At 44.6% G+C, this 21,627-nt stretch carries 13 protein-coding genes; 1 reads left to right on the plus strand and 12 read right to left on the minus strand.

Features of this window, described 5'->3' with window-relative positions:
• Positions 1 to 252 precede the first annotated feature (252 nt).
• Positions 253 to 4,749, plus strand: coding sequence for a S8 family serine peptidase (locus tag NSQ91_RS24820; RefSeq protein WP_340920334.1), 4,497 nt, complete (start codon positions 253 to 255; stop codon positions 4,747 to 4,749).
• A gap of 1,611 nt (positions 4,750 to 6,360) precedes the next feature.
• Here the strand turns inward: NSQ91_RS24820 and dnaJ are convergent.
• From dnaJ to NSQ91_RS24880, 12 genes are all read right to left on the minus strand, one after another.
• A complete protein-coding gene (gene dnaJ / locus NSQ91_RS24825; protein ID WP_036677487.1) occupies positions 6,361 to 7,485 on the minus strand; it encodes a molecular chaperone DnaJ in 1,125 nt (374 codons plus the stop codon).
• Positions 7,486 to 7,738: 253 nt separating this feature from the next.
• Complete coding sequence (gene dnaK, locus NSQ91_RS24830) at positions 7,739 to 9,586, minus strand: molecular chaperone DnaK (protein WP_036677488.1); 1,848 nt, start codon at positions 9,584 to 9,586, stop codon at positions 7,739 to 7,741.
• Between the two features lie 175 nt (positions 9,587 to 9,761).
• Positions 9,762 to 10,343 carry a nucleotide exchange factor GrpE gene (gene grpE, locus NSQ91_RS24835; RefSeq protein ID WP_036677491.1) on the minus strand — a complete coding sequence of 194 codons (582 nt, stop codon included), beginning with the start codon at positions 10,341 to 10,343 and terminating at the stop codon, positions 9,762 to 9,764.
• A gap of 48 nt (positions 10,344 to 10,391) precedes the next feature.
• Positions 10,392 to 11,423 carry a heat-inducible transcriptional repressor HrcA gene (gene hrcA, locus NSQ91_RS24840; protein ID WP_036677493.1) on the minus strand — a complete coding sequence of 344 codons (1,032 nt, stop codon included), beginning with the start codon at positions 11,421 to 11,423 and terminating at the stop codon, positions 10,392 to 10,394.
• 103 nt (positions 11,424 to 11,526) lie between these two features.
• On the minus strand, positions 11,527 to 12,018 hold the full coding sequence (locus NSQ91_RS24845) for an N-acetyltransferase (RefSeq protein ID WP_051490987.1): 492 nt from the start codon (positions 12,016 to 12,018) through the stop codon (positions 11,527 to 11,529).
• A 93-nt stretch (positions 12,019 to 12,111) separates the two neighbouring features.
• The gene (gene hemW / locus NSQ91_RS24850) at positions 12,112 to 13,284 is read right to left on the minus strand and encodes a radical SAM family heme chaperone HemW (protein ID WP_076105910.1); all 1,173 of its coding nucleotides are present in this window, start codon (positions 13,282 to 13,284) and stop codon (positions 12,112 to 12,114) included.
• 185 nt (positions 13,285 to 13,469) lie between these two features.
• Positions 13,470 to 15,746: an FAD-dependent oxidoreductase gene (locus NSQ91_RS24855; protein WP_076304263.1), complete on the minus strand. Its 2,277-nt coding sequence runs from the start codon at positions 15,744 to 15,746 to the stop codon at positions 13,470 to 13,472.
• Between the two features lie 19 nt (positions 15,747 to 15,765).
• Entirely contained in the window at positions 15,766 to 16,593 is an 828-nt protein-coding gene (locus NSQ91_RS24860) for a carbohydrate ABC transporter permease (protein ID WP_076129699.1), read from the minus strand.
• A 61-nt stretch (positions 16,594 to 16,654) separates the two neighbouring features.
• Entirely contained in the window at positions 16,655 to 17,539 is an 885-nt protein-coding gene (locus NSQ91_RS24865) for a carbohydrate ABC transporter permease (RefSeq protein ID WP_249267723.1), read from the minus strand.
• Between the two features lie 91 nt (positions 17,540 to 17,630).
• Positions 17,631 to 18,935, minus strand: coding sequence for an ABC transporter substrate-binding protein (locus tag NSQ91_RS24870; protein ID WP_076141557.1), 1,305 nt, complete (start codon positions 18,933 to 18,935; stop codon positions 17,631 to 17,633).
• 95 nt (positions 18,936 to 19,030) lie between these two features.
• Positions 19,031 to 19,798, minus strand: coding sequence for a response regulator transcription factor (locus NSQ91_RS24875; RefSeq protein ID WP_076141556.1), 768 nt, complete (start codon positions 19,796 to 19,798; stop codon positions 19,031 to 19,033).
• A complete protein-coding gene (locus NSQ91_RS24880) occupies positions 19,783 to 21,588 on the minus strand; it encodes a sensor histidine kinase (protein WP_248549491.1) in 1,806 nt (601 codons plus the stop codon). Before NSQ91_RS24880 ends, NSQ91_RS24875 begins: the two co-directional genes overlap by 16 nt.
• Positions 21,589 to 21,627: the final 39 nt, after the last annotated feature.

Here is a 21,627-nt window from a genome sequence, read left to right on the forward strand (position 1 = left end):
TCTGTTGCATTCATTTATATTGTCTTAATTTCATTTGTTTTATGCTCTGATTTTCTTATATTCCACTTATCTACTGGGAATTCGACATTTTCCTCAACGCTTCGCTGCAATATGGTACTAAAGTTGTATATTCGATTTGAAGTTATAGCTGTAGAATAAATTTAATTTTCATAATTTTTTACATTTTATTTTGAGGAGGAGAACCACAGACACATTGCAATACAAAAAATTCATTTGGGAGGATGAACTTATTTGAAACGTACCTTTAAACACTCTATTCAAAGATTCGGTATTGGAGCGGCAAGCTTCGGACTGGCTGTGTCTGTTCTTTTTCCATCAGCTGCATTTGCGAACTCATCCCATGAATCTTCAACCCTGGTTACGGATGTACAGTCTCAAAGTGTAACCCCTCATAACTATGCTGGAGTACTCAAAGGTTCAGCACCAGTTTCAGTAATTGTGGAATTGACTAATAAACCAGTCAGTGTGTATGTAAATGAGGCAAAAACTTATTCTTTACGATCCTCAGTCTCCTCACAACGCAGTAAAATTATCTCAGAGCATAAAAGCTTTATTTCCTCAACACAGAAAATCGATGCCGATATCGGTTTTGAATACAGTGAGATTTTTAACGGGTATTCCATTACGCTGCCAGCCAATCAAGTAAACAAGCTGTTAGAGCTTCCAGGCGTTGCGGCTATCTATCCAAATGAAGAAGTACATGCACTAGCAGACAGTGTTGAAGTAGCGACATTACCTGTTACACGTTCCTATTCAGACAGCGGCAAGCTAATAGGCGCGGACAAACTACATGATTTAGGTTACACAGGCAAAGATATACAGGTAGCTGTTGTCGATACTGGTATTGATAAGAATCACCCTTTGTTAAAAGATAATTATAAGGGTGGCTATGATGTATATGATCAGGATGATGATCCGGCTGAAACAGCCCCTGATGCTAACTTCCCTCCAAGAGCAGGTACTCCTTACGAAACCTCGCATGGTACACACGTTGCCGGGACAATTTTAGATGTGGCACCTGAGGTAGAATTGTATGCGTATCGCGTACTTGGTCCCTATGGATCTGGTTCCACAGCGGATGTAATTGCGGGTATTGAGAAAGCAGTCGATGACGGAGCAGATGTGATTAACCTTTCTCTAGGCTCTAGTGTCAACCAAAGCTATTCCGCGAGTTCAATCGCGATAGACAATACCGTAAAATCGGGCGTGAACGTTATTGTTGCCGCCGGTAACGCTGGTCCTGATGCAGGAACACTGGGCGAACCCGCTGGTGCCCAACTCGCGCTTAGTGTTGGAGCTTCTACTACTCCGATAAATACCCCTTTCTTTGATATTGGCGATGTTAAAAAGATTCCCGGGACATTAGCCAGTTACTCCCCAGATTTAATCGATAATATTGCTGGCAGTAAGATCGTTTTCGCTGGTCTTGGGAGTCCTTCCGATTACAAAAATCTGGATGTCAAAGATAAGGTAGTGCTTGTTGATCGGGGCTCGCTGAGCTTCTCAGACAAATCTCTTAATGCCAAAGCTGCTGGTGCGAAGCTTTTGCTGATTGCCAATAATGAGCCTGGTGAAATCAGCCCCACCCTTGGTGCGCCTGGGGATTACATTCCTACCTACGGAATCAGTCAAGCCGATGGCAAAAAAATAAAAACTCAGATGGCTGCTGCTAAAGATATAATCAGTTACTATATAGCGCTTGAAGTAAATCAGTTAGCAAACTTCAGTTCTATGGGTCCAGGGATGCCCGATTATCTAATAAAACCTGATGTTGTAGCGCCCGGAGTCAATATCAACTCGACGATCCCTAGCTGGGATGGGAACTATGACCATGCTTTCGGCTTAAAAAATGGCACTAGCATGGCAACCCCACATGTTGTAGGAGCTGTGGCTTTGTTACTGAGTAAAAACTCTGATCTGAAGCCAAATGAAATTAAAGCTCTGCTGATGAACAATGCTGATCCTATTTTTAACCGTGATGGGAATTCTTACTCCTTGTACCAACAAGGTGCAGGTTTAATTAATCTGGAGAAGTCGATAAACGCTAAATCCATTGCTAAAGTCGGTGAGATCCTTAACAGCGGTCTTCCGGGTACTGTTGAAATCCCTTATTACACAGGTTCCTTATCCTTCGGCTTACAGCCAAAGGGTGTTACTGTAACGAAAGCTGTCTATGTAGAGGACTTTAAAGGAAACGGAGAAACATACACCCTGTCCACCAAATGGCTGACAGAAGCTCCTACTGATATTAGTATTGATTTTGCACCAAACAGCGTTACCTCAGGGGCAGATCAATATGCACAATTTACACTCAATGTATCTAAAACAGCAAAAGAGGGCGCATATGAAGGCATCCTGTTACTTACCTCTGATACAGAAACCCTTCGTCTGCCATTTAACGTTGTTGTAGGTGACCAATTTAATGTAGCACCTATTAATCAGCTCTCTTTTGAAAGTCCACAAATTTCACCTAATGGTGATGGTCGCTCAGACGACACCACCTTTACCTTTTCTGTCAATGAAGAGCTGGAAGGCATAAGTTTCGTTGCCTCTTCAAAAGATGCTCCCGCAACAGTTTTAGGTGAAGTTTATGCGATCGATGAGAAGATCTATCGTGGTGTATACGAAGTTCCAAATTGGGATGGAACATTAACAGACCTGGAGACCTCCGCCAAGTCTACTTTAGCAGATGGTCACTACTACATCATTCCTGTGCTTCCCAATGGGCAACTGCTCGAGAAACAAAAGGCCGAGTTCACAATTGATACCGAGAAGCCGCTAGTTTCCGGCATCACCATTGAGGAGTATGAACGCGAAGCGCCAACCGATCCTGGCGTGGCACAAATTAGTGGTTTCATTGATGATGACCTAATGGCCTATTATATTTCTAATACAAACCCTATTGGAAACTGGTTTACCGTATATGCCGAAGGCAAACATTATGATGGGAATGCTTATAAATTTGGCGGTGTGATTGCAAATAACGGTGCCTTTACCATTGATGTTCCTGTTAACGAGGGGCTAAATGAGTACAAAGTCCATGTGGTCGATAAAGTTGGCAATGGTGCAGACGACGATGATTACGTTCAGCGGCTGCTTTATAGCACAGGGGACGGTACTTTCACAGTAACTCCGGCTCTTTCTGCATCCACCATTGAAGTAGGACAATCTGTGACCGTTAATTTAGATTATTCCGTGACAGATGAGGTTTATGGCGTCTATGGGGCTTCATTCGGTGTCATATACGATGATTCCCTTGAAACACCGGTAATCCAGCCAAGCGTACAGCTGGTTACGTATCAAGAGGAGCATTTCTCTAGTGTTCCACTTACAGAATATTCACAAACGTATGATCTTGGAGACGGCCACAAACTGACACAATATAGTGTCAATCTGTCAGGAGGTGCTTATCACGGCTCTGGCTCACTAGCCCAAATAACCTTCGAACCAGCAACAGCAGGAGATTATTCCTTTGAGCTATATGATGTCCAGATTTGGAATGATGCCACAACATCAACTATCCCATCTGGTTTGAGAACAGTAAGTGTAACTGTAAACACACCTGAAAAACCTACACCAACGCCGACACCGACACCAACACCATCGCCTACATCGCCTCCATCTTCTGAGTCGTATGTACCTACAGCAACCAGCACTCCCACTCCTGGACCTTCTTCGAAATCCGGGAAGCTAGTAGAGACAGCCGATCCAGCTGGTGGTAAAGCTTCAGCGGTGTTTAATATCTTAGATACTGCATTAACAAATTCGATTCAGAATGCAAAAGATAAGACTTCTGTACTTGATCTTAGCGATGTGAATTTCAATAAGTATAGCCAAGTCGTTATTACGCTTACCCCGGCGCAAGCTGAACAGTTGAAGAAATCGGAGAATGCACTCAGCCTTAACGGTAATGGATTCAATGTTCTTATTCCAGCGGCAACCCTTCCGGATTTCATTAGCAGCAGTGGTTTGTTGCTTACGATAAGTCTGGCTGATGCTAGTGATGCAGCAGTGTTATCAGGAAGCTCAGCTGCGATCAATATTGGTTCTTCCATTCTTACCATCAAAAATGGTTGGACAACCGGAAAGCCGGTTACCCTTCAGCTTAATCTAAAAGACAGCAGTCTACGTGATGCTCGAAAAACTGCCGCCTATGCAGAAACAAAGGATCATAAATGGTCCTATCTGCAACCTGGATCTTTCTCTAAAGAAGGTATTCTACAGTTTACAGTTACTGGCGACGGCTCTTATAGCGTTGCATCCCGTAATGTAAGCTTCAAGGATATCGGCACACACTGGGCTAAAGGCGATATCGAAGTTCTTGCTGCTCATGGCATCATTGCCGGCAAAGGAACCGATGGCAGCTTCAAGCCTGCTGACACCTTAAATCAAGCGGAACTGTTAACGCTCTTCGACCGTCTACTCGGAAAAGGTGACACATGGAATACTCGTATCAAACAAAGTGGTTCACGCGATGTGCTAACTCGCGAAGAAGCAGCCCTTATCATTGCTGAGGCCCTAGGCGCTGATCTTACAGTAGCTAAGACTCCTTTGAGCTTTAAGGATGCCGATAACATCGCTGCAGAAGCACGAAACGCCGTAGCCTATGCTGTAAGCAAAGGTTATCTCAAGGGCGTTGGTGCGGACAACTTCAATCCACAAGGCACTCTGACTCGTGCACAAGCAGCAACGATTCTGAGCCGTGTGTTTGAGGACCTACGTTCTTAAACAGTATCTAGTTGAACTCTCAAAGAAAGCCCCAGCAGCCATTTGGCTGCTGGGGCTTTCTCGTCTTAAGGTCACTTCTGCGGCGCATACGAGACAACTATCGGACACAGTTGCACTTAAACACTGAATTATGCGACATTTGCCATGCCAACGGACCCCATAGTCGCTATTGGCACGAAAGACACCAAATATGAGCGTGTTTCTGGGCAATAGCTGCACTGGAGTCCGAAACTTCGCCCAAAAGGAGAAAAATGTGCTAATTGCATCAGCTGAGTCCGACTTCGCACAAAAGGCGATAAATGTGCAAATAGCGTCAGCTGAGTCCGTATACCTCCAGCCTCTTCTGGGTCCTATCCACTCAGATGATTATACTCAACGCTATCGGACACAGTTGCACTTAAATGCTGGATTATGCGACATTTGCCATGCCAACGGACCCCATAGTCACTTTTAGCACGAAAAACACCAATCATAAGCACTTTTCTAGGCAATAGCTGCACTGGAGTCCGAAACTTCGCTCAAAAGGCGATAAATTTGCAAATAGCGTCATCTGGGTCCGTATGCCTCCAGCGTCTTCCGGGTCCTATCCACGCAGAAGATTATGCTCGGCACTATCGGACACCGTTGCACTTAAACGCTGATTTATGCGACTTTTGCCATGCCAACGGACCCCATAGTCGCTATTAGCACGAAAGACACCAAATATGAGCACTTTTCTAGGCAATAGCTGCACTGGAGTCCGAAACTTGGCTCAAAAGGAGAAAAATGTACAAATAGCGTCAGCTGAGTCCGTATGCCTCCAGCGTCTTCCGGGTCCTATCCACTCGGATGATTATTCTCAGCGCTATCGGACACAGTTGTACTTAAACGCTGAATTATGCGCTATTTGCCATGCCAACGGACCCCATAGTCGCTATTAGCACAAAAAACACCAATCATGGGCACTTTTCTAGGCAATAGCTGCACTGGAGTCCGAAACTTCGCTCAAAAGGAGAAAAATGTGCAAATAGCGTCATCTGGGTCCGTATGCCTCCAGCGTCTTCCGGGTCCTATCCACGCAGAAGATTATGCTCGGCACTATCGGACACCGTTGCACTTAAACACTGGATTATGCGCTATTTGCCATGCCAACGGACCCCATAGTCGCTATTAGCACGAAAAACACCAAATATGAGCGCTTTTCTGGGCAATAGCTGCGCTGGAGTCCGAAACTTCGCTCAAAAGGCGATAAATTTGCAAATAGCGTCTTCTGGGTCCGCAAGCCCACGTAGATAATTCAAAGCATATAGTGTGTTTAAAAAAGCTGGAGACCAGTCGAGGGTTCCAAGGTTAAGGGTTCGCGGTTCGCGGTTCGGGGTTCGGGGTTCGCGGTTCGCGGTTCGCGGTTCGCGGTTCGGGGGTCGGGGTCACCGGATTGGCCAAGTTAGCCAAACGCAGAATTTCGCAGGTTCAAGCATCACAGCTCCTCCAAAGATTTGCATGAGGTTAGTTAACTGGCCCTGCCCTAATCTCATGCCTGGACAAAAACGCAGAGCAGCGATCCCCCAAGAACGGGAGGTCGCTGCTCTGCTGTCTTTTTCTATTCATTTACTGAATGAATGAGTTAGGATATCAGTCCCCGCGAAACGCACGTTTCACACGATCAAAGAAGGACTGCTCGTGCTCATGTGTGTTTTCTCCGTTCAGAGAAGCGAACTGGCGTAGCAATTCTTTTTGCTCTTCATTGAGCTTGCTAGGTGTCACAACAATTACCCGTACATGCTGATCACCTTGGCCAGATCCACGCAGACGTGGAACACCTTTACCTTTGAGGCGGAAGAAAGTGCCTGTTTGCGTTCCGGCAGGAATCTTCAGCTTCACTTTTTCGGTTAAGGTTGGAATTTCAATCTCATCACCAAGTGCTGCCTGTGCAAACGTAAGCGGAACCTCGCACATAATATCATCGTTCTCACGCACGAAGAAATCATGCGATTTGACACGGATAACAATATACAAGTCTCCAGCAGGACCGCCGCGTAAGCCGCCTTCGCCTTCGCCAGTCATGCGCAGCTGTGCACCGTCATCAACACCGGCCGGGATACGCACATGGATCTTGCGTTGCTTTTTAACCTTACCCTGTCCGGCGCAAGTCGTACATTTTTCCTTAATAATCTTACCTGTACCACTGCAATGTGAACAAGGACGACGATTACGCATCTGTCCAAGCGGTGTATTCTGTACGAATTCCTGTTGTCCACTACCATGACATACGGAACAAGTCTCTGGTTTAGTGCCCGGTTTAGCCCCGGAGCCGTAGCAGGTATCGCAAGTTTCTGTACGTGGAATAGTAATATCGGTTTCTTTGCCGAATACCGCTTCCTTGAATTCAATGGTCATGGTATACTGCAAATCCCCACCGCGCTGCGGTGCGTTAGGATCACGGCGTCCGCCGCCTCCAAAGAACATATCAAAGATATCGCCAAGCCCTCCGAAGTCGCCACCACCGCCGCCTCCGAAGCCGCCCATACCTTGGTTAGGGTCAATATGACCATATTGGTCATATCTAGCTCGCTGCTGTCCATCACTAAGAACATCATAAGCTTCTTTTACTTCCTTAAACTTAGCTTCAGCGTCATCTGCTTTATTCACGTCTGGGTGATATTGGCGCGCCAATTTCCGGTACGCTTTTTTCACCTCATCGTCTGAAGCATCTCTACTAAGGCCAAGCACTTCATAATAATCGCGTTTATCTGCCACTGCTTTCACCTCCGTGCATACATACTCAAATTCCTTATTACCTGTCAAACAAACCATTATACGATAAAACCTCAGGATCTGACCATCCAGATTCAGCGATGTTTATTCTTACAATATCAGAAGGCGCATTCGCAAAGAGTGTGCAATCTGATATTACAAAAGGAAAGTCAAAACACGGGATGACCCGGTTTTGACCTTCCCTTCTTAACTATATAAGAATTTATCAGTTTCCTATTACACTTATCGTATAAGGTTACCCTTGATTCTTATCTTCGTCAACAACCTCATAGTCAGCGTCAACTACATTATCTTTTTTAGGAGCGCCTTCAGCGGCTCCAGCGCCACCTTCAGCACCTTGCTCAGCTTGAGCAGCTTGTTCGTACAGCTTCATGGACAACTGTTGTACAATCTCAGTCAATGCTTCTGTAGCTGCATTGATTTCTTCAAGATTGTCAGTTTCAAGTGCTGCTTTAACTTTATCTTTAGCTTCATTTGCTTTTTCAACATCAGAAGCATCAGCTTTATCGCCAAGGTCTTTAATTACTTTTTCAGTAGAATACACGAGTTGGTCAGCACCGTTTTTCGCTTCTACCAGTTCTTTACGCTTACGGTCTTCCTCAGCGTGAAGCTCGGCATCCTTCATCATTTGTTCTACTTCTGCGTCGCTCAGGCCGCTGGAAGAAGTGATAGTGATTTTTTGGCTCTTGTTCGTGCCTTTATCTGTCGCAGATACATTTACGATACCGTTGGCATCAATATCGAAAGAAACTTCGATTTGTGGCACGCCACGTGGTGCTGGTGGAATCTCGTTCAGCATGAAACGTCCCAGTGTCTTGTTGCCATTTGCCATTTGACGCTCACCTTGCAGCACGTGAATCTCTACGCTAGGTTGGTTGTCAGCAAAGGTTGAGAATACTTGGGATTTGCTTGTAGGAATCGTAGTATTACGCTCGATCATCTTCGTGAACACGCCACCTGCAGTTTCAATACCCAGGGAAAGCGGAGTTACGTCAAGCAATACAACGTCTTTAACATCACCAGTCAATACACCCGCTTGAACAGCAGCACCAAGAGCTACTACTTCATCCGGATTCACACCTTTGTGTGGTTCTTTGCCAGTAAGCTTTTTGATAGCATCTTGTACAGCTGGGATACGTGTAGAACCACCAACCAGAACGATTCTAGTAAGGTCTGCAGGGGTCATGCCAGCATCAGACAATGCTTGACGAGTTGGTCCCAAAGTACGTTCTACCAGACCAGCAGTCAGTTCATCAAATTTCGCACGAGTCAAGTTGATCTCTAAGTGCTGAGGTACGCCGTCAACCACAGTGATGAACGGAAGCGATACAGTTGTTGTCAGTACGCCTGACAATTCTTTTTTCGCTTTTTCAGCTGCATCTTTCAAACGTTGCACAGCAGATTTATCTTTGCTCAGATCAATGCCTTGCTCTTTTTTGAATTCGGATACCAGGTAATCCATAACCACTTGGTCAAAGTCGTCGCCACCCAGCTTGTTGTCGCCGCTTGTAGCTTTTACTTCGAAGAAGCCATCACCAAGTTCAAGGATGGATACGTCAAAAGTACCGCCACCAAGGTCATAGACTAGAATGGTTTGATCTTCGGATTTCTCCAGACCATATGCCAAAGCTGCTGCTGTTGGCTCGTTCACAATACGCAGAACTTCCAAACCTGCAATTTTACCTGCATCTTTGGTAGCTTGACGTTGGCTGTCATTAAAATAAGCAGGAACAGTGATAACTGCTTGAGTAACAGTTTGGCCAAGATAAGCCTCTGCATCGGATTTCAGCTTTTGCAGAATCATTGCCGAAATTTCTTGTGGGGAGTAGTCTTTACCATCAATGCTTTCTTTGTGGTTAGTACCCATGTGACGTTTAACAGAGCTGATCGTACGATCAGGGTTAGTAATTGCTTGGCGTTTAGCCGTTTCACCGACGATACGCTCGCCGTCTTTCTTAAAGCCTACAACCGAAGGGGTTGTACGCGCGCCTTCTGGGTTTGGAATTACTACGGCTTCGCCGCCTTCCATAACGGCAACGCAAGAGTTCGTGGTTCCTAAGTCAATACCGATAACTTTACTCACAATAATTTGCCTCCTCTAAAGTTATATGGAGCCTAAGCTCAATAAATTTATAAAAATATCAAAAAAATTCGATTGATAATAAACTATCCGGGCAACAGCCTGCAATCGGATAAATAGTAGGCAAAAGCACTGCTGCTTTATGGCGAGCAGAAACTGCCCGTCCTATATAGACAGACTACATGCTGACTTTGACCATGGCCGGACGAAGAACTCTATCTTTCAGAAGATATCCCTTTTGAACCTCTTCTGTAACGATACCCTCTTCGTACTCCTCGCTCTCAACCTGCATAATAGCCTGATGGTATTCAGGATTAAAAGGCTGTCCTACTGTTTCCATAGCTGTAAGCCCCTCAGCCTTCAATACCCCATCCAGCTGACGGAAAATCATATTAACGCCCTTCGCGAAAGCTTCGGATTCAGGATTAGCTGGAGTAGTGACTAACGCACGCTCGAAATTGTCCAGCACGGAAAGCAATTCCGTCAGGAGCTTGGAGGTAGCATATTGAGCCAACTCTTCTTTTTCCTTCTGGGTACGACGACGGAAGTTATCAAAATCAGCTTGTGCACGCAGTGCACGACCTTGATATTCATCAGCAAGATCCTGTAGGCGTTTCACCTCAGCACCTGTATCTGAAGCACCTTCACTAACGTTTTCAGCTGTAAATGAGTCGGCATCTGAGACTACTTCAGCCACAGGCTCCTCATTGATCAATTCCTCTTTGAATTCATTAGAATCTTGAACTTGTTCCTTTTTCAAGTTGTCTTCACCTCCTTAAAATCATTCACGAAATCATGTTGACTCTGTTCACTTATACCAGTGCGCCAGCATCGCTGTCAAATCTCGGGATAAAATGCCCAAGATCCCCATCACTCTTGCATATTCCATACGGGTCGGCCCAAGGATCCCAATGCTTCCTAGTGCCTGCCCATCAAGTGAATAAGTGGCGGTGATCAGACTACAGTTAGCGAACGCTTCGTGATTGTTTTCTGTTCCTATTCGTACTTGAATACCTGTGCCACCCACTGTAGGGGCCAGCATTTTGAGCAGTGTCGGTGTCTCTTCCAGCAGATCAAGAATACTCTTCACCTTGTCTACGTCTTTGAACTCAGGCTGTGTCAGCATATTCGTTGCTCCGCTGAGATAGATGCGCTGCTCTTGATCGCTTTCCAGCGCGGTGTCCAGCACCTGCATTAATTCTTCATAATGTGAGATGTGACGCTGCATTTCTTCGCCAAGCTCGGAATAGAGCCGAGTCTTCAGCTTATAGAGTGGTACATTGACCAGTTTACTATTCAGTAGGTTAACCACTTTCTCCATCTCGGAAACAGAAATCTCCGGCGGAATGTTCACCGTACGATTCTCAACTTGCCCCGTACTTGTGACGATAATGGCCACAGCGGTTGTATCATCTAGTGGTAACAACTGAAAATGACGCAATGAAGTATGAAAAACCTCCGGTCCCAGCAGGATGGAAGTATAATTCGTCATATTGGAAAGAATCATCGCCGCATGTTGGATTACCTGCTCCATTGCATTTAGCTTCTCGGCAAAAAAAGCGCGGATCGTGCCCATTTCTGCCGTTTCGGCGGAATTCCACGGTACCAAATGATCCACATAATATCGGTATCCTTTATGGGAAGGAATTCTTCCCGCCGATGTATGAGGCTGCTCGAGATAACCTAAATCCTCCAGGTCAGCCATTTCATTTCGAATCGTAGCCGGACTGTATCCTACATCTCCCCGTTTAGAAATGCTGCGAGATCCTACTGGCTCTGCCGATGAAATATAATCATCCACAATTGCATTTAGTATCATTCTCTGGCGATCAGTTAACATGTTATTCCCTCCTATCGGCTGTGGCTCCGATTCGTTAGCACTCGACTCAGATGAGTGCTAACCACTAATACAAAAATACCAAACTGACATTGACATTGTCAAGTCAGTTCAGTATCTTAAGCACTGCTATTTCATCGCAGGCATGCTGCTTTTTACAATTCACGCAATCTGTCCATACTTTTTCAGGGAAAATCTCTTTCTGGACGACTTCAAATCCATTTCTAAGAAAAAAATCAACAGCATAGGTTAGTGCCATAACCTTTGGGATTTTCTGGTTCCTAGCTTCCTCGACCAGCTTCGCCAATATCATGGAGCCTACGCCTTTACCCTTGCCTTCATCATTCAATCCAATTGAACGAATCTCTACGAGATCATTCCCGAGCTTGAAAAGTGAACCACAGCCTACGAATCTGCCTTCGATTTCAGCAACTACGAATTGATCGATCTGGCGTGTCAGCGCCTGCCGGGAACGGGGCAACATGATGCCGCGCTGGGCATACTCTTCTATCATTAGATACAATGGCTCAACGTCTTCTACCACAGCATTTCTACAAATTACCTGTGCGTCTCCCGCTGGAGACGAATGGCGAATCATTTCCGTCTTGGCAAGCACTTTGGTTCACCCCTCTGTTGATAATATGAATAAATATACAACAGAGTGAATTACAATTCAAGGGGTATTTTAAAATTAAACTTCTGTCAGGGCGCCTACAAATTCAGCAAAAACATCGTTCCCAAACAAGATTCCTTGCTTGCTGAGTCGGTAAACCCCTGCTTCTTGTTCCAACAGCCCTGCATGCAGCATTTTATGCAAGGATTTCTCGAATACTTCCTCTATTGAACGCCCGAATTGCGCCTGAAAAGCTTCATTAGAGACGCCCTCATGCATACGCAAGCCGACCATCATAAAGTCTTCCATCGCTTCTGCTTCTGAGATTGGGTATGCATCCAGTCGTGGCAGCCCTTTACGTGTGGCTTCTACATATGGATTTACGCCCTTAACATTAATATGCCGCTGACGTCCCACATATCCATGCGCTCCTGCTCCTAGACCATAATAATCTTCATTACGCCAGTAGGTGATATTATGGCGGCTCTCCATTCCTGGTTTCGCGAAGTTACTGATCTCGTATTGATTGTAACCCGCTTCCTTCATAGAGGACATCAACAGGAGGTACATTTGCAATTCATCTTCTTCATTAGGAAGAGGAAGTTTGTTCTTATTAAACAGCGTGTGAAAAAGAGTATTCTCCTCCACCTTCAAGCTGTAAATAGAATAGTGGGGTAGATCCAGCTCCAACGCCTTGCGGATACTTTCGCCCAACATCTCAACAGTTTGATTAGGCAGCCCAAACATCAGGTCAACCGAAAGATTATTGAGTCCAACTGCACGTGCATTCTCTAGGCTCCGGTATACATCATCTACATTATGAATCCGGCCGATGCCTGTGAGCAGCTCGTTCTGAAATGCTTGAACACCAAAGCTCACCCGGTTCACGCCGCCTTCTTTCATAACCGTCAGCTTGTCCAGATCCGTTGTTCCAGGGTTAGCTTCCATAGAGAACTCAATATCTTTATCCCAGTTGGGGAAATGCGTGCGAACAGACTTTAAGAAATAAGCCATTTCATCAGGTTTTAAAACAGTGGGTGTGCCTCCGCCGACGAAGATCGTTTTGATAACACCCGGAGGGGTGTTCTTGACGGTCTGCTCCATCTCTCGATCCAAAGCTTCGAGATAATCCATAACTGGCTGATCCTTGAGTACATAGGAATTGAAATCACAATAAAAGCACTTATTGGTACAAAAAGGGATATGAATGTATACAGCCTCAGGGGGACGGCCATTAGTCTTCGTTGTCATTAGCTGTCTCCTTTATATAAAAATATCGTTTGAATAGTGTAATCTAAAAAACATGAAAAGGGAAGCCTGACGGCTTCCCTCCGAGGGCGTTCATTTATAAATGAACTCTATTTTATAATATAAGAAAGTATAAGTTTTACGTTATCCTATATATTTTGTATTTCCCGCAGAAACGGATACCGTCCCTATAAGGACGGCAAAGCCGTTGCTTCTTGATAAATCCGCATTTCCACAAGTTCGGCATGTACTCCACCGTTAGTTTCATGAATAACGATCCGGACAGCATCTGTAAGGACAGGCTTCTCTAATCGATGAACATTCTTCCGGCGATGGTTGTCTTTGACACAGAGCATGACTTGCCACGCGCCATCAATGAGCAGCTCTACATCATAGTTCTTTACCAGTTCAGGAATCACTAGAAATGGCGTTTCATGGTGATGTAAGTTGATGAGATCTTCATTGACATCATCATTAAAGGTGAAATGGATTTCGGAGACTGGAACAGCATCCGGGAGACGCGCCTCTACCCACTCCGATCTACCCGCGATCATCGGCGCAGAAACCCAGCTATGCGGTCCCGCGAAAGGTCGAACATACCCATCAATGACTTTAGATGCAGCATATGCCGATGTTTCTACTGCAAAGCAGAAATGCCTGCGTACAAGTTGTTTCATGCTCCACTCTATCACCGGCTGATCTGGCTGATGATCTTCCAGCGCTGAATCAACAACGGATTTAGCACCGCGCTCAAATGTAATGACACCTGTGATTGGGGTTTCTGAAATATGCAATTGAAGGTGTTCATTAGCTCGAATAATAGCGAAGATATTACATTCGCCGATAAGACTACATTTCTCCTCTTGTATCGGAACTTCAATCCATTGCTGCTCTCCAGCCTTTACTGTTATAAAATCAACCTGTTTGCACTCCGCCGGCACGTAATTTTCCGCGCGTCCAGTCGTCCAGATCTCCACGGTCAGCTGCGTCTGAATAGTTGCTGACACAAGCAGCCTTAACCCACGGATACTTCCTTCAACCGGAAACAAAATCCCTACATCATGAGAAAGCTCATAAGCTTCGGCTGGACGATCCAGCAGGATACCATTCAACGTGCTGGATGCATGAATCTCGCTTTTTCTGGCGAGGTCCAGTGGATCTTCGTTACGTAATCCAATAATCGAAGCATCTTGCTTCAACATCACCTGTTGTAATTCATGCATATGATGCTGGCGAATTACACGTGGAGTCACACCTTTGATGACGGATAAAGCGGCACCTGCTCCAGCTGCTTCACCCATGATCGCACAGGTTGCCATAACGCGTGTTGTTCCAAAAGCCACATGAGATGCACTGATATTACGACCCGCGAAGAATAGATTCCGCACATTCTTCGAATATAGCGAACCAAATGGAATATGGTAGATCCCGTCCGCATGCAGATGCTTGGAGCCACTCTCTTCTGCGTACATCCCTTGCGGTGGATGTAGATCAATCGACCATCCTCCGAATCCAATCCGGTCTGCAAATTCACGCTGCGCAAGAATATCATTTTGCGTTAAGATCGTATCGCCAACAAACCGTCTGTATTCACGTTTACCCGGAATTGAGCCAACCCACTCCAGCGTCATATTTTCGGCATCAAAATGACCTGAGTTTTTAATGTAATCCCAAATCCCATAAATAACAGAGGATAGTTCATCACGTATACGTTCATTCTCATCCACCGTATCAAGCTCGCCGCCCCACTCAATCCACCAATAGTGACAGCCTGAATCCCCACTCCGAATGACCCGGCGGATCGGGATAGACGTTGTTGTAATATCCTTCGCGAATGAGGGTGCAACATAACGTACCGGTTTTCCAGTATCCTGTGTATAGAATAATAATGTACTGCCTAATGTAATATTATCAGGCACTTCTGGTGCCCATTCCTCATTAAATTCATGACGGGCTTCACGTCCTAATCGAAAATCCGCTCCTGCTAGGAAGCCCACTAAACCATCACCCGTACAATCGATGAAAGCATCGCTCTCGAACGTGATTAAACGCTCAGATCCCATCATCCAGCCGGTCACACTCTGAATCGTACGCTCCTCTGCCTCACCTTCCGCTTCCACTTCACGTACATCGGTATTTAGGAACAAGCTGATATTCGATTCTGCCTTCACCGCTTCGAGCAAGGTTAGATCCCATAGATATGGATTCCCTTCCGGGTTCCGGTATTGATTCTCGATGAACAGCTCACCCATAATGCCTGTCTCCCGTGCATAGCGATTTACACCATGTCCTGTTGCACCACATACCCATACCCGAACCTCTGAACTCGAGTTACCACCAAGTACAGGACGATTCTGTACCAGTGCTACCTTTAACCCAAGACGTGCTGCAGCAATCGCCGCGTTCATCCCTGCAAGTCCACCCCCGACCACTGTCACATCGGATTTAACCGTTTCTGTTCTCATGTCAGTATCCCTCCTATAGTTAGCCTTTCACAGCCGAGCTAGAAATTCCTTGAATAATATATTTCTGACCTATGAAGAAGATAACAATCATTGGAATGATCGCAGCCGACGAAGCGGCCATCATCCCGTTGTAATCCACATTGTTCTCAAGAATAAAATTCTGCAATCCAAGCGGAATGGTATATAGCTTAGGGCTCTGCAAAAATACAAGCGCATTCTCATAATCATTCCATTGCCAGGAGAAATCAAGAATAGCAAACGTAGCGATTGCCGGCTTCGCTAATGGCAGAATTAAGCGGAAAAATATTTTGTAATGACCGGCTCCATCCAGAAAAGCAGATTCCGTAATTTCCTTAGGAATGCCCATAAAGAACTGCCGAAGCATAAATACACCGAAGATCGAGAACATGGCTGGAAGGATTAGGGCCAAATGCGTATTGTAAATCCCAACCCAGTTAAACATGATAAACTTAGGAACAAAAAGCACCTGCGGTGGAACCATCATCATGGATAGATATATGACAAATAGGCCATCCCGCCCTTTAAACGAAGTACGTGAAAATCCGTAAGCGGCAAGGGCAGATAGAAACACAGCTCCCGCAGTTCCAATAATCGATATCTTAAGTGAATTTAAATAATACGGAACAAAATCATAACTTCCTGTCCACACCCGAATATGATTGCTCCAGTTGAGAGATGAAGGCAGCCATTCGTTAAACACCTCGGCAGGTGTCTGAAAAGATGTGCTGAGCATCCATAGAAAAGGCACAATCATAAATAGTCCTAGAACAAACATGATGATCGTTACTGGCAGCTTCACCTTCATGTTTCCTGCTTTTTCATTCATACCGCCTGCTCCTTTAATTTATGGTTTCGGGGTCCCGCAAAGCACCACTTTGTAGGGTTATTTAGTAATGAACCCAGCGCTTTTGGCCGATCCACTGAATGACTGTAATGACGAGAATGACGGCGAACAAGAACCATGAAATGACTGAAGCATATCCCATATCGTAATAACTGAATGCTGTTTTATAAACGAATAGTGATAAGACCGTCGTACTTCCGCTAGGTCCTCCAGCCGTAATGGCTTGAATAATCGAGAACGATTTCATCGTCATAATTAATCCGGTAATCATTAATAAAAAAGTTGTTGGACTAACAAGAGGCCATACAATTTTCCATGTTGTTTTGAATGTGCTTGCACCATCGATCCGGGCAGCTTCCAGCTGTTCTGTCGAAATTTCCTGTAGTGCTGCTAAATATATGATCATATTGTAGCCAAGCATCAGCCAGATCTGTACGATATCAATGGCATACATTGCGGTTTCCGTATCCGCAAACCACCCTGGCGGCGATGTTATGCCAATCCAGCGAAGCAGTTCATTGATGGGCCCCTGTGAAGGCTGAAATAGCAGCATCCAGACAAATGCAACGGCTACTCCACTAGAGATATACGGCAGGAAAAACATTCCACGCAATAATCCTTTAAGATACACACTGCGGTTTAGAAATAGCGCCACAATAAAAGCGAGCACCATCGATACTGGAACCGATATCAGGAATATCACCGTATATTTGATCGAGGCATAGAAATTATCGTCATGGAACAACCGTTTGAGATTATCCAGCCCGGTAAATTGCCAATTCGGATTTGAAAATTGATAATTCGTAAACATCAGGACAAAGGAAAAGATTGCAGGAATCACAAAGAATAAGAGAATACCAATCATATTCGGGAGAATAAAAGTCATGCCGATCCAGCCTTGTCTGTCCATCCAGCTTCTCCGCTTCACGGTATCGCCGCCTTTCGTATGCTGAAAAATGGGTACACGAAAGAGAAGAACGAAGAATTCTTCCTCCTTCTCTTTTGTGCCAGCTATTTCTTTATTTCATTAACTCTTGCGAACGGGTTTGCATATTTTTCATCGTGGTATCAATATCTTGCTTATTTAAGAAGTATTTTTCATACTCTTCTTTACGTGCATCAATGGCTTGTTGAGGTACATTTAGCTGGAAGGATGGGAATTTGCCGAATACAATATTATTCATTGAATCTGTATCATATTTGTCTTCTACACCATTCAAGAGAAGGCTCATCGCTTCCTTACTGTCCACACTCTTAGAGGCTGGAATACGACCCCCGCTTGCCATTGGCAGCATACCGCCATCCGCATACCATTTTGCGAACTCCCAAGCCGCATCCAGGTTCTTGGACTTTGCATTAAGAGCAAGCATGTCGCCCACACCGCCCGAATATTTATAATCCTTTTGATCTTTATTCACTTTTGGAATAGCGGCGAACGCGGTTTTGAAATCATGCGGATAGTCCTTCAAGTTGTTCGCATTGCGGAAAATAAACTCACCTGCTGCCAGCATTGCCGCTTTGCCTTGCAGGAACATGGTGTCAACCGGCATTTTACTGGTCAGCTGCTCCCCATATTCCGGTGTGGATTTGTCCACGAACATCATGTTATGCAATATTTCCAGTTGCTGTTTCCAGAGATCATTTCCAAAGTTTGAAGTACCATCCGCCTGTTTCACACCCATTCCAGCAAGCGTACCGTCCATCGTTGTTGCGAAGGAGGAATCTGCCTGCAATAATCCGTACACACCAGGTTTCGTTAGCTTCTTCGCATACTCCTCAAGATCTGACCAAGTCCAGTCCACCGCAGGAATCGGTAATCCTGCTGCATCCAGCATATCTTTGTTCAACCATACAAACGCCATGTTTTTCTTTGTAGGAATCCCATAGTATTTATCATTGATTTTCCACATCGCTGCGTCCTCGCCGATCTGGCTGTCGATATCATAATCTGTTTTCGTGCTTAGATCCAAGGCAACGCCTGCATCCATACGTTTCTGTAAATGAGCAAGATCGTAGTTCATGAAAAGGTCTATGTTTTGATTGGTCATCAAAGCAGTGTCCAGCTTTAAGTTGCCTGCATCGTCATTTACATTACGGATATACTCGACTTGAATATCTGGATGATCTTTATTCCAGTTATCAACTACAGCTTGAGGCCCGGCTTCTGCAGGAACTGCCCCCCACATCGTAAGCTTTATTTTCTCCTTTGCTGGTTCTCCATTTGCACTGCCCTGCGATTCATTACTTCCACCACTCCCACAACCAGCCAGCATCGTACCTGCTAATAAGACAGAAAGCACTGCAGGATACCACTTTTTCTTCATAGATAGCTTCCCCCTTGGAAGGATTATGTGTTGTGCTCTACATCTATAACTTTATCATCAGAGCGGATTCTGGGGGATGAACTACATTTGGGAACTTATAGAACGTTTTTTGGTTCTTTACGGAATTCATTTGGCGTGACACCACACCACTTTTTGAAGATTTTTATAAAATAATTATCGTTCTCAAAGCCTACTTGCTGCCCAATCTCGCTAATTGTTAGCTTCGTTTCTGCAAGCAGCATTTTCCCAGCCTGAATCCGACGCTCTTGAATATAATTGGTCAACGTTTTCCCTGTCTTTTTCTTGAATAAGTCACTTATATAGCTGGCATCCATCCGGATCAACTCTGACATGGATTTGAGCGAGATGTCCTCAGCATAATGTTCTTCAATATAAGCTATAATTTTGTTCATCTCCACATGATCTGTCGGTCCCGTTTGTTGCTTCTCAGGAAACCATTTATCGGCTTTCTTCATCTTCACCATTCGCTCCAGCTCGGCCTGAACCTTACCCATCGTCTGCTTCAAACCTTGGAGATCTAAAGATAACTTCAAAATGTAGTCCGAAGCCCCAAATACGAGCGCCTGCCGGGCGTATTCAAATTCACTCAATGCAGTTAACATTACAAACCGGCAGTCGAAGCCTTCCTCTCGCGCAATTTGAAGAAGCTTCACCCCATCCATCACCGGCATATTGATATCCGTCACTACCACATCAGGCTGCAGCTCACGAATCATTTGCAAGCCTACTTCTCCATTCTCCGCCTCACCTATAATTTCAAACGGGATTCCAGCCTTTAAGAATAGCTTCCGTATACTTTTAACCGCAGGTTGTTCATCATCCACAATTAACGTTCTCCACATGTGAGCTTACCTCCATCGTAAGGTTTTGAAATAAGGAATGGAAAATGGATGATCACTTCAGTTCCTGTGTCTGATGACACAATGTCCATACCTGTCCGTTGATTCTTGAACAACAGTTCTAAGCTCTCCCTAATATTCTGAACACCGATTCCTTTACGTTTCCGTATAGCCTTATTCAGCTGTGCTCTTTCTATCCCCATGCCGTTATCTCTAACCTTTAGATACAGCTGTTGCTCAGTCACTTTAGCGGAGATATCAATTCTCCCTTGTTTTACAGACTGACCGAAGCCGTGAATCAAGCTATTTTCAATTAAGGGCTGCAGACAAAATTTAGGGATTAATGCGTATTGCAGTTCCTCGTTGATATCATATTGAATTTCAATCCCATGTCCAAAACGTTGCCGCTGTATCTCCATGTAAGATTCTATTAGTACGATTTCATCCTTTAACAGGATCAAATCGACTTCAGTATTTAAGGTTGTCTCCAATATTTTTCCTAGTGCAACACAAATTCCATAAATTTCATCATCATCTTTATCTAAGGCAATGCTCTTTATCGTATTCAATGTATTTAGTAGAAAATGCGGGTTCATCTGCGAAAGTAATACCTGAAATCGAACGAATTGCTTCTGTTTTTCTTCAAGCTGAAGTCGCTGCAACAGCTCATTTAAATCATGGATCATGATATTGAAACTCTGAGTCAGGGCAAGAATCTCTCCCCGCCCTTGCTCGGGTAATTTCATTTTGAGATTCGTCTTAGCGGTCATTTCCATCTTCTTCTGTAGCTTCTTAAGCGGTACTGTAATCGTCGATGATATGAAATAAGTTAATAGAACAAATAGCAGCAGAATGATTCCAAATCCACCAAAAAACCGTCGTTTCTGCTTGTCTACCTCAAGAAATAGCTGTGCTAGCTGCACCTTTTTAACAACATAGCCATTTAACTCCTCGATGTAGCTGTATGTGTATAAACTTTCCTCCTTCGGATCGACAATGGATGCAGCACGCCCCGTCTGCCGCTGGTTGGCACTCTTCACAATACTCTGCGCAATATCAGGGGAAAAAGTCTCATCCTTAAGCGGATTAAGCATCACACCCCCCAAGGCATCGAGTAGAAATAAAGCCCCTTCCTGTTTACTCCCTAACGTTGATCTGGTAAACCACTCCTCATAATCGATACTTAATCTTGCATAGGCATAAATATTCAAACCATTATCACGCATAACCTCATAAAGACTAAGCATTTTCTTACTTGTTGTACTTTCCCGGACCACATTATTCTTGTCATTCGGATTCCATATATATCGATTCGTTCCTTCTCGCTTCAATGCTTGAACCCAATCCTCCGATTGGATTTCGTCGTAGCTCAAGGTTTCCTTTGGCATAAAGGAAGTGTATGCGTTTCCATGAAGGTCGATTAATGTATAATACACCGTCGCTCCACTCATAAAGAATGTATTTTCAATCGCTCCAAACTTGTTTTCAACGAGTTTTTTTCTCGTGATTTCATCAGATTGCTCGGGATTCTTCATTATCGATAAAATCGTCGTATCTTGTTCGAGTAATGACCCTGTTTTCATCACGAGACTCATGAGATCAACAAAACCATTCTTAATACCAATAAGCTGCTCTATGTTCTTCGTTTCCGCATTATCCTGCAGCATTTGTTCTGTCTCTTTAAAGTTATATAGAACGAGTATGGCAATGGGTGTTAGTACCAACAGCAAGAAGGCTAACAAAATCCGATTCTTAAAGGTACTTGGCGTAAGTTTCAAATATAATCGCTTCACGAGGACTCCCCTCACTTTGTATGTGCTTACAATCCTTCC

It is taken from the genome of Paenibacillus sp. FSL R7-0048, from assembly GCF_038004505.1.
In the GTDB taxonomy this organism is placed as follows: Bacteria; Bacillota; Bacilli; order Paenibacillales; family Paenibacillaceae; genus Paenibacillus_AQ; species Paenibacillus_AQ odorifer.

Excerpts from the sequence above, each read along its gene's own strand:
- hrcA (WP_036677493.1), bottom strand. The coding sequence starts at position 11,423 with ATGTTAACTGATCGCCAGAGAATGATACTAAATGCAATTGTGGATGAT.
- NSQ91_RS24845 (WP_051490987.1), bottom strand. The coding sequence starts at position 12,018 with ATGATTCGCCATTCGTCTCCAGCGGGAGACGCACAGGTAATTTGTAGA.
- hemW (WP_076105910.1), bottom strand. The coding sequence starts at position 13,284 with ATGACAACGAAGACTAATGGCCGTCCCCCTGAGGCTGTATACATTCAT.
- NSQ91_RS24855 (WP_076304263.1), bottom strand. The coding sequence starts at position 15,746 with ATGAGAACAGAAACGGTTAAATCCGATGTGACAGTGGTCGGGGGTGGA.
- NSQ91_RS24860 (WP_076129699.1), bottom strand. The coding sequence starts at position 16,593 with ATGAATGAAAAAGCAGGAAACATGAAGGTGAAGCTGCCAGTAACGATC.
- NSQ91_RS24870 (WP_076141557.1), bottom strand. The coding sequence starts at position 18,935 with ATGAAGAAAAAGTGGTATCCTGCAGTGCTTTCTGTCTTATTAGCAGGT.
- NSQ91_RS24875 (WP_076141556.1), bottom strand. The coding sequence starts at position 19,798 with ATGTGGAGAACGTTAATTGTGGATGATGAACAACCTGCGGTTAAAAGT.